Here is an 8161-nt window from a genome sequence, read left to right on the forward strand (position 1 = left end):
CGACGCGGCGCTGCTGGGCTGGTTCCGGGCCAACAGCGGCTCGATCTACCATCTGTGCGGCAGCTGCGCGATGGGGCCGGACGCGGCGACCGCGGTGGTCGATGCCCGGCTGCGGGTGCACGGGCTGCAGGGCCTGCGCGTGGTCGACGCCTCGATCTTCCCCAATGTCACCGCCGGCAACATCAACGCCCCGACCATGATGGTGGCGGAGAAGGGGGCGGAGATGATCCTGGCGGATGCGGGGTAGGAGGCGTCCTCTCGCAACCGCCACCATCGTCATTGCGAGCGCAGCGAAGCAATCCATCCCGCAGCTCGTGCGGGACAATGGATTGCTTCGTCGGCTTCGCCTCCTCGCAATGACGGTGAGGGACGACAGGGAAGTCAGACGATCGGCAGCCCGACATAGTTCTCGGCCAGCACGGTCTGGGCGGCGCGGGAGCCGCGGATGTAATCGAGTTCGGCGCGCTGCAGCCGGCGCTCCAGCGGGCCGGTGTCGGGGAAGTGGTGGGTCAGGCCGGTGAACCACCAGGAGAAGCGCTCCGCCTTCCACACCCGGGCCAGCGCGCGGGCCGAGTAGCCGTCGATGCCGGCAGCCGAGCGGTCGCGGTAGTGCTCCTCGAACGCCTCGGCCAGCATGACCACGTCGGACACGGCCAGGTTCAGCCCCTTGGCGCCGGTCGGCGGCACGATATGGGCGGCGTCGCCGGCCAGGAACAGCCGGCCGTGGCGCATCGGCTCGGACACGAAGCTGCGCAGCGGCGCGATGCTCTTTTCGAAGGACGGGCCGCGCACCACCGCCGCCTGCGGGCCGAGACGCAGGCAAAGCTCGTCCCAGAACCGATCGTCCGGCCAGTCCTCGACCCGATCGTCCAGCGGGCATTGCACGTAGTAGCGGCTGCGATGGGCGGACCGCATGCTGGCCAGGGCGAAGCCGCGCTCGTGGTTGGCATAGATCAGCTCGTGATGGGCCGGCGGCACCTCGGCCAGCACGCCCAGCCAGCCGAAGGGATAGACCCGCTCGAACTCGCGCCGCACGCCGTCGGGGATGCAGCCGCGGCTGACGCCGTGGAAGCCGTCGCAGCCGGCGATGAAGTCGCAGTCCAGGCGCTGTTCGGCGCCGTCCTGCCGCCACGTGACGAAGGGGTGGCCGGTGTCGATGCCGTGCAGCGCCACGTCCCCGGCCTCGAACACCACCGCCAAGCCGCGCTGTTCGGCGCCGTCGAACAGGTCGCGCATCACCTCCTGCTGGCCGTAGACGGTGATGCAGGACCCGGTCAGGGCCTGCATGTCGATGCGGAACAGCTCGCCGTCGACCGCCAGGTTGGTGCCGGCATGGGGCAGCCCTTCGCGATGCAGGCGGTCGGCGAGGCCGAGCCGGTCCAGCAGGTCGACCGTGCCCTGCTCCAGCACCCCGGCGCGGACCCGGCCTTCGACATAGTCGCGGCTGCGGCGCTCGACGACCACGACGCCGATGCCGGCGCGGTGCAGCAGATGGGCCAGCACCATCCCCGCCGGTCCGGCGCCGATGATCGCGATCTGGGTGCGCATGGGGCCTCCCGGAGCCTGTCGTTCCCCGGATGCTAGATGCAGCGGCACGGAAAGCCATGGACGCGGCCTCGGAAAACTTGGACATTTCTTCCCGGGCCGGCCGCGCGAAGCCGGCGCTCAGGGGGCGAGGCTGCCGTGTACACACCAGCGATTCCCAGCTTCTTCCTCTATGGCGAGGCGCCGCGGACGGTCGACGACCGGTTCCTGCATCTGGAGGCGTTGGAGGATCGCAGCCGGCCCAGCGACTGGACCATCCGGGCGCATTCCCACGCCAATCTGAACCATGTCTTCCACTTCACCCGCGGCGGTGGCGTGGTGCGGGCCGAGGGGCGGTCGATCCGGCTGCCCGCGCCCTGCCTGCTGCTGGTGCCGGCCGGGCTGGTGCACGGCTTCGATTTCCAGCCGGAGACGGTCGGCTCGGTGCTGACCGTGTCCGACGCCTATCTGCGCGAGCTGGTGCGGCGCGAGCCGGAGTTCCGGCCGCTGTTCGACGCGCTGGCGGTGATCCCGGTCACCGACCAGGGCTTCCTGCGCGCCAGCCTGGGCCGGCTGTCGCGCGAACTGGCCTGGCTGGCACCCGGCCGCGCCGCGGCGGTGGAGGCGCTGCTGGTCGGCATCCTGGTCGAGGTGCTGCGCCTGGCGCCGCAGGCCGGGGGCGGGGAGCGGGCGGCGCCCGGGCCACAGGCGCTGCTGGTGGCCCGGTTCCGCGAGCGGATCGAGCAGCGCTACCGCGCCCATGACGAGGTCGAGGACTACGCCCGTGCCCTGGCAGTCAGCCCGAAGCAGCTCTGGTCCGCCTGCCGCCGGGTGGCCGGCGCGCCGCCGGCACGGCTGATCCAGGACCGGCTGCTGCTCGAGGCCAAGCGCCTGCTGCTCTACACCAACGCCCCGGTGGCCGAGGCGGCCTACGCCCTCGGCTTCAACGACCCAGCCTATTTCTCGCGGCTGTTCACGAAGCAGACCGGCCGGTCGCCGCGCGACTTCCGCCGCGGCGGCGACAACCGGGATCAGGTGAGCGCGTCGACGACGCCGCCATCGACCCGCAGCGCCGCGCCGTTGGTGGCCGCGGCCTGGGGCGAGACGGCATAGACCACCATGTTGGCGACCTCCTCGGTCGTGGCCATGCGGCCGAGGATCGAGGTCGGCCGGTGGGTGCGCACGAACTCTGTCGCCGCCTCTTCGATCGACTTGCCGCCCTCCTGAGCCATCTCGCGCAGGAACTCCTTGACCCCTTCGGTCATGGTCGGGCCCGGCAGCACCGAGTTGACGGTGACGCCGGTGCCGCGGGTCAGTTTGGCAAGGCCGCGGGCGATCGAGATCTGCGCCGTCTTGGTGAAGCCGTAATGCACCATCTCCACCGGGATGTTCAGGCCGGATTCGGAGGAGATGAACACCACCCGGCCCCAGTCCCGCGCCAGCATGCCCTTCAGATAGGCGCGCGACAGCCGCACGCCGGACATGACGTTGACCTCGAAGAACCGGGTCCAGTCCTCGTCCGGGATGTCGAAGAACTCCTTCATCTCGAAGATGCCGACATTGTTCACCAGGATGTCGGTCTCCGGCACCGCCGCCAGCAGTTCGGCGCAGCCGGCGGCGGTCGAGACGTCGGCCACGGCCGGGCGCAGCTTGGCGCCGGGCACCGCCTCGCCGATCCGCCCGATCGCCTCCGCCACCGCGGCGGGCTTGCGGCCATTCACGATCACCTCGGCCCCGGCGGCCGCCAGGCCCTGGGCGATGGCGAAGCCGATGCCGGTGGTGGAGCCGGTGACGAGGGCGGTTTTACCGGACAGGTCGATGTTCATGGAGTGGCTCCGTGCTGCGGGAAAGGCCCGCCGTCAGACCAGGGCGCTGCCGCCATGAATATAGACGGTGCTGCCGGTGGCGTAAGGGTTGGTGATGAAGGCCAGGATCTGGGTGGCGATATGCTCCGGCTGGCCGACCAGCCCGGCCGGCAGGGTCGCGGCGGCGCGGTCATACATCGCCTGGCGCGCATCGGCGGCCATGCGGTCGTAGAGCGGCGTCACCACCAGGCCGGGTGAGACGGTGTTGACCCGCACCGGCGCCAGCTCCAGCGCCAGGCCCTGGGCCAGCGCCTCCAGCCCGGCATTGATCGCGCCCTGGATCGCGGCGCCCTTGCGCGGCCGGATCGCCAGCACGCCGGTGACGAAGGTCAGCGACCCGCCGTCGCGGATCGGCGCAGCGCGGCCGACGCGGTAGGCGCCCCAGAATTTCGAGTTCATCGAGGCGAAGGCGTCGGCCAGCGGCAGCTCGCGCACCGCCGCCACCTTGGTCTGCGCGGCCGTGACCACGACATGGTCGTAGACGGTCCCGCCGGCGAAGAAGGCCTCGACCGCGGCGTCCGAGGTGGTGTCGAGCACCCGGCCCTCGGCCCCGGCGCCGATCGCGGCGACGGCGGCGTCGATCTTCTCCTGCGACCGCGAGGCCACTGTCACCGCCGCGCCCAGGCCGGCGGCCGCCTGCGCCGCCGCCAGGCCGAGGCCCGAGCTGCCGCCCACCACCAGCACGCGCTGGCCCGAAAGATCGCCCATCGTCTCTCTCCTTCGCTCTCCGCCGACCCCTCCGGCCGATGGTCGCGAAAATCTGGATCCTCCGCGTTCTAGAAATAATACTCGCTTCTGGAAAACCACTCTTTCCGGATCGTTGAGAATGGGCCCGATCGAGAACCTGGCCGACATCGCCGTCTTCGCCCGCATCGCCGCGTCCGGCAGCCTGTCGGCGGCGGCGCGGGATCTCGGCCTGTCGCTGGCGGTGGTGTCGAAGCGGCTGGCGCGGCTGGAGGCGGCGCTGGGCGCCCGGCTGGTGCAGCGCACCACGAGGCGGCTGAGCCTGACCGAGGAGGGCGCGGCCTTCCACGAGCGGGCGCTGCGCATCCTGGCGGAGCTGGAAGCGGCACAGGAGGCGGTGGGCGGCGACGGCCGTCCGCGCGGCCTGCTGCGGGTGACCACCACGGCCGCCTTCGCCCGCCGCTGGATCGCGCCGATCCTGGCCCGGTTCCAGGCGGACTGCCCGCAGGTGCGGGTGCAGGTGACCGCCACCGACGCGGTGCTGGACCTGGTGCGGGACGGCATCGACCTCGCCATCCGCCAGGCGGCGCTGCCCGACAGCACGCTGATGGCGCGGGAGCTGGCGCCGAACTGGCGGGTGGCCTGCGCCGCGCCGGACTACCTGGCCCGGCACGGCCGGCCGGAGACGCCGGCGGAGCTGGCCCGCCATGCCTGCATCGTCTATGGCGACCCGCCGATGACGGCCTGGAGCTTTGCGCGGCCGGGCGAGCCGCCGGTCGAGGCCGCCGTCTCCGGCACCATCATGAGCAATGACGGCGAGGTGGCGCATGAGGCGGCGCTGGCCGGCGCCGGCATCGTGCTGAAATCGATCTGGTACGTGGCAGGGGACCTCGCCGCCGGCCGGCTGGTCCGGGTGCTGGAGGGCTGGCCGTCGCCGGCCTCGCCGCTGCAGGCGGTGTTCCCCTCGGCCCGGCACCTAGCGCCGAAGACCCGCGCCTTCCTCGACGTGCTGGGCGCCGAGCTGCGCGTCGCCGCCCGGCGGCTCGGACGGCCATGACGCCTTGCCAGGGTGCGCCGGGGCTGCTCAACTCGCGGACATCCGGCCGACCCGCGGCCGCGCCTCCGAGATGATGGACCCAATGACCGAGCCTGCGCCCATTCCCGTGTTCGACGGGCACAATGACGTCCTGCTGCGCCTCCTGAAATCCCACGCGGCCTCGGCAGAGGCGGCTTTCATCGAGGGCACCACGACCGGCCATCTCGACCTCCCGCGGGCGCGAAAAGGCGGCTTCGTCGGCGGCATGTTCGCGATCTTCCCGCCGCCGGTGCAGGGCTCCGGCAGCCCGATCGACCGGATGAAGGGCGGCAGCTACACCGTGCCGTTGCCGCCGGAGCTCGGGCTGGCCGACGCCCAGGCCTCGACCATCGCCATGGCCTCGATCCTGCTGCGGCTGGAGCGGGCAGGGGGCCTCAGCGTCTGCCGCAGCGTCGCCGAGATCCGCGCCGCCATCGCCCGCGATTCGCTGGCCACGGTGTTCCACATCGAGGGCTGCGAGGCGATCGACACCGATTTCCGCATGCTCGACCTGCTCTATGCCGCAGGGCTGCGCTCGCTCGGCATCGTCTGGAGCCGGCCGAACGCCTTCGGCCATGGCGTGCCCTTCACCTTCCCGAGCACGCCGGATACAGGCCCGGGCCTGACCGAGGCCGGGCGCGAGCTGGTGCGGCTGTGCAATGAGCGCCGCATCCTGATCGATCTGTCGCATCTGAACGAGAAGGGCTTCTGGGACGTGGCGGAGCTGTCCTCGGCGCCGCTGGTCGCGACCCATTCCAACGCCCATTCGGTCTGCCCGCATGCGCGCAACCTGACCGACCGGCAGCTCGACGCGATCCGCGAGAGCCGCGGCATGGTCGGGCTGAACTTCGCCACCGCCTTCCTGCGGCCGGACGGGTCGATGAACGCCGACACCGATCTCGAGGTCATGATCCGGCACCTCGACGCGCTGATCGAGCGGCTGGGCGAGGACGGCGTCGGCATGGGCTCCGACTACGACGGGGCCACCGTGCCGGCGGCGATCAAGGACGTGGCCGGGCTGCCGCGGCTGTTCGAAGCGCTGCGCGCCCATGGCTATGACGACACGCTGCTGCGCAAGCTGGGCACCGAGAACTGGTTCGGGGTGCTGGAACGGACCTGGGGCGGCTAGGGCTGGTATCCTGATCGGACGGCCGGCAGCGAAGCGGAGGGCCTCCATGACCGTGGATGAGGTGATTCGGGCTCTCGCACAGGCCCCGGCCGGCGTTCTGCCCGTCGATGCGATGAATTGGGCGTTGGACCATTGGGAAGAGGCCGGCCCGCGATTCATCGAGCTGGTGGAGCGCTACGCCGACGGCAACGACCGTTCCGAGGACATCGAAACCGTTCTGTTCTTCGTCATTCACCTCCTCGGCGAGAGGATGGAGACACGGGCCTTCCCGGTCCTCTGCCGCCTGGCTCGGAACCGTGAGGCGATGGACCGGATTCTCGGCGAGGCCATCACCGAGACTTTCGACCGGATCCTGATCGGCACCTACGACGGCGATCTCGCGCCGCTGAAGGCGGTCATCGAGGACGCGGCCGCTGGCGAGTTCGTGCGCGAGGCTGCATTCGAAGCCCTGGCCTATCACTGCCGCATGGGCGCGATCTCCGACGAGGAGATGAAGGCCTATCTGCTCCATCTCGCCGAGCACATGCAGCCACGGGACGACAATGCTGTTTGGATAGGATGGACGACGGCCGTGTCGTCCCTGGGCTACGAGGATCTGGCGCCGACGGCAGAACGGCTGATCAACGACTTCCTGGAGCCGGTGGCGATGATGGATGTCGACGACTTCCGCGACGATCTCCGGCGGACGCTCGATGACCCGGACCGGATGGCCGGCTTCATCGCCGGCCGCCTTATGCCGTTCATGGATACGGTCGGCACCCTGTCGACCTGGTATAGCTTCTCTGAAGAATACCGGGTGCGGCATGCAAGAGGGGAACTGGACGAGGAATTCGACGATCTGGATGAAGAGCTCGATGATCTGGACGATCCGCTGGTTCCGCGCGGATGGCCATCCATCGCGTATGGCGAACCCGCGATCAATCCGGCGCGGGACGTCGGCCGAAACGACCCGTGCCCCTGCGGCAGCGGCAAGAAGTACAAGAAATGCTGCCTCGGAAAGTAGGACGGGGCATTGGCAGCGAAGCGGCCATGGGAGGAGCCCATGGCCGCCGTCGGACCTTCTCTCTCTCTCTCTCTCTCTCTCTCTCTCTCTGTCATTGCCGGGCTTGACCCGGCAATCCAGGGGCCACCAAGAGCCGCTCTGGCCGTCCCTGGATCCTCGGGTCAAGCCCGAGGATGACAGTGGAAGAACGCCGGAACGTCAGAAGTCGTAGTCGCCGCCGCCCGGCGCGGCCGGGGCCGCCGGCTTCTTCTCCACCTTCTCGGTGATCAGCGCCTCGGTGGTGATCAGCAGGCCGGCGACCGAGGCCGCGTCCTGCAGCGCGATCCGCACCACCTTGGCCGGGTCGATGATGCCGGCCTTCAAGAGGTCGGCGAACTCCCCCTTCTGGGCGTCGTAGCCGCGGTTGATGTCGGCGCCGTCCAGCAGCTTGCCGACCACGATCGACCCGTCGCCGCCGGCATTCTCGACGATCTGGCGCACCGGCGCCTGCAGCGCGCGGCGGACGATGTCGATGCCGACGCGCTCGTCGTCATTGGCGGCCTTCAGCTTCTCCAGCGCCTTGGCGGCGTAGAGCAGGGTGACGCCGCCGCCCGGCACCACGCCTTCCGCGATCGCGGCGCGGGTGGCATGCACCGCGTCGTCGACCCGGTCCTTGCGCTCCTTGACCTCGACCTCGGTAGCGCCGCCGACCCGGATCACCGCGACGCCGCCGGTCAGCTTGGCCAGCCGCTCCTGCAGCTTCTCGCGGTCGTAGTCGGAGGTGGTTTCCTCGATCTGCGCCCGGATCTGGGCGATGCGGCCCTCGATCTCCTTCTTGCCGCCGGCCCCGTCCACGATCGTGGTCTCCTCCTTGGCGATGCGCTCGCGCTTGGCGGTGCCGA

Annotated in this window: 9 protein-coding genes; 5 read left to right on the forward strand and 4 right to left on the reverse strand. The window is 70.4% G+C overall.

The annotated features are described in order from the left end of the window. On the forward strand, positions 1-247 hold a 247-nt coding region (locus ABDW35_RS26380), incomplete at its 5' end, for a GMC oxidoreductase (RefSeq protein ID WP_343716833.1). A gap of 134 nt (positions 248-381) precedes the next feature. Here the strand turns inward: ABDW35_RS26380 and pobA are convergent. Next, positions 382-1548 carry a 4-hydroxybenzoate 3-monooxygenase gene (gene pobA, locus ABDW35_RS26385; RefSeq protein WP_343716834.1) on the reverse strand — a complete coding sequence of 389 codons (1167 nt, stop codon included), beginning with the start codon at positions 1546-1548 and terminating at the stop codon, positions 382-384. 135 nt (positions 1549-1683) lie between these two features. Here pobA and ABDW35_RS26390 point away from each other — a divergent pair, with 135 nt between their 5' ends. Next, positions 1684-2637 carry a helix-turn-helix domain-containing protein gene (locus tag ABDW35_RS26390; protein WP_343716835.1) on the forward strand — a complete coding sequence of 318 codons (954 nt, stop codon included), beginning with the start codon at positions 1684-1686 and terminating at the stop codon, positions 2635-2637. On the opposite strand, the gene ABDW35_RS26395 is transcribed toward ABDW35_RS26390, so the two are convergent. Both ABDW35_RS26395 and ABDW35_RS26400 read right to left on the reverse strand, forming a co-directional pair. Further along, positions 2556-3350 carry an SDR family oxidoreductase gene (locus ABDW35_RS26395; RefSeq protein ID WP_343716836.1) on the reverse strand — a complete coding sequence of 265 codons (795 nt, stop codon included), beginning with the start codon at positions 3348-3350 and terminating at the stop codon, positions 2556-2558. The genes ABDW35_RS26390 and ABDW35_RS26395 overlap by 82 nt on opposite strands. 33 nt (positions 3351-3383) lie before the next feature. After that, positions 3384-4097, reverse strand: coding sequence for an SDR family oxidoreductase (locus tag ABDW35_RS26400; RefSeq protein ID WP_343716837.1), 714 nt, complete (start codon positions 4095-4097; stop codon positions 3384-3386). 118 nt (positions 4098-4215) lie between these two features. On the opposite strand from ABDW35_RS26400, the gene ABDW35_RS26405 reads away from it, so the two are divergent. The 3 genes from ABDW35_RS26405 to ABDW35_RS26415 all read left to right on the forward strand — a co-directional run bounded on the left by ABDW35_RS26405 (position 4216) and on the right by ABDW35_RS26415 (position 7280). After that, entirely contained in the window at positions 4216-5130 is a 915-nt protein-coding gene (locus ABDW35_RS26405; RefSeq protein ID WP_343716838.1) for a LysR substrate-binding domain-containing protein, read from the forward strand. Between the two features lie 82 nt (positions 5131-5212). Next, the gene (locus ABDW35_RS26410) at positions 5213-6277 is read left to right on the forward strand and encodes a dipeptidase (RefSeq protein ID WP_343716839.1); all 1065 of its coding nucleotides are present in this window, start codon (positions 5213-5215) and stop codon (positions 6275-6277) included. Between the two features lie 46 nt (positions 6278-6323). After that, positions 6324-7280: a DUF1186 domain-containing protein gene (locus tag ABDW35_RS26415; RefSeq protein ID WP_343716840.1), complete on the forward strand. Its 957-nt coding sequence runs from the start codon at positions 6324-6326 to the stop codon at positions 7278-7280. Positions 7281-7478: 198 nt separating this feature from the next. On the opposite strand, the gene ABDW35_RS26420 is transcribed toward ABDW35_RS26415, so the two are convergent. After that, on the reverse strand, positions 7479-8161 hold a 683-nt coding region (locus tag ABDW35_RS26420; protein ID WP_343716841.1), incomplete at its 5' end, for a TCP-1/cpn60 chaperonin family protein.

Origin of the sequence: Inquilinus sp., from assembly GCF_039594555.1 — a bacterium.
GTDB lineage: Bacteria > Pseudomonadota > Alphaproteobacteria > DSM-16000 > Inquilinaceae > Inquilinus.

Bases quoted from the DNA above. Each gene is read 5' to 3' on its own strand.
- pobA (WP_343716834.1), bottom strand. From the start codon at position 1,548: ATGCGCACCCAGATCGCGATCATCGGCGCCGGACCGGCGGGGATGGTG.
- ABDW35_RS26395 (WP_343716836.1), bottom strand. From the start codon at position 3,350: ATGAACATCGACCTGTCCGGTAAAACCGCCCTCGTCACCGGCTCCACC.
- ABDW35_RS26400 (WP_343716837.1), bottom strand. From the start codon at position 4,097: ATGGGCGATCTTTCGGGCCAGCGCGTGCTGGTGGTGGGCGGCAGCTCG.
- ABDW35_RS26405 (WP_343716838.1), top strand. From the start codon at position 4,216: ATGGGCCCGATCGAGAACCTGGCCGACATCGCCGTCTTCGCCCGCATC.
- ABDW35_RS26410 (WP_343716839.1), top strand. From the start codon at position 5,213: ATGACCGAGCCTGCGCCCATTCCCGTGTTCGACGGGCACAATGACGTC.
- ABDW35_RS26415 (WP_343716840.1), top strand. From the start codon at position 6,324: ATGACCGTGGATGAGGTGATTCGGGCTCTCGCACAGGCCCCGGCCGGC.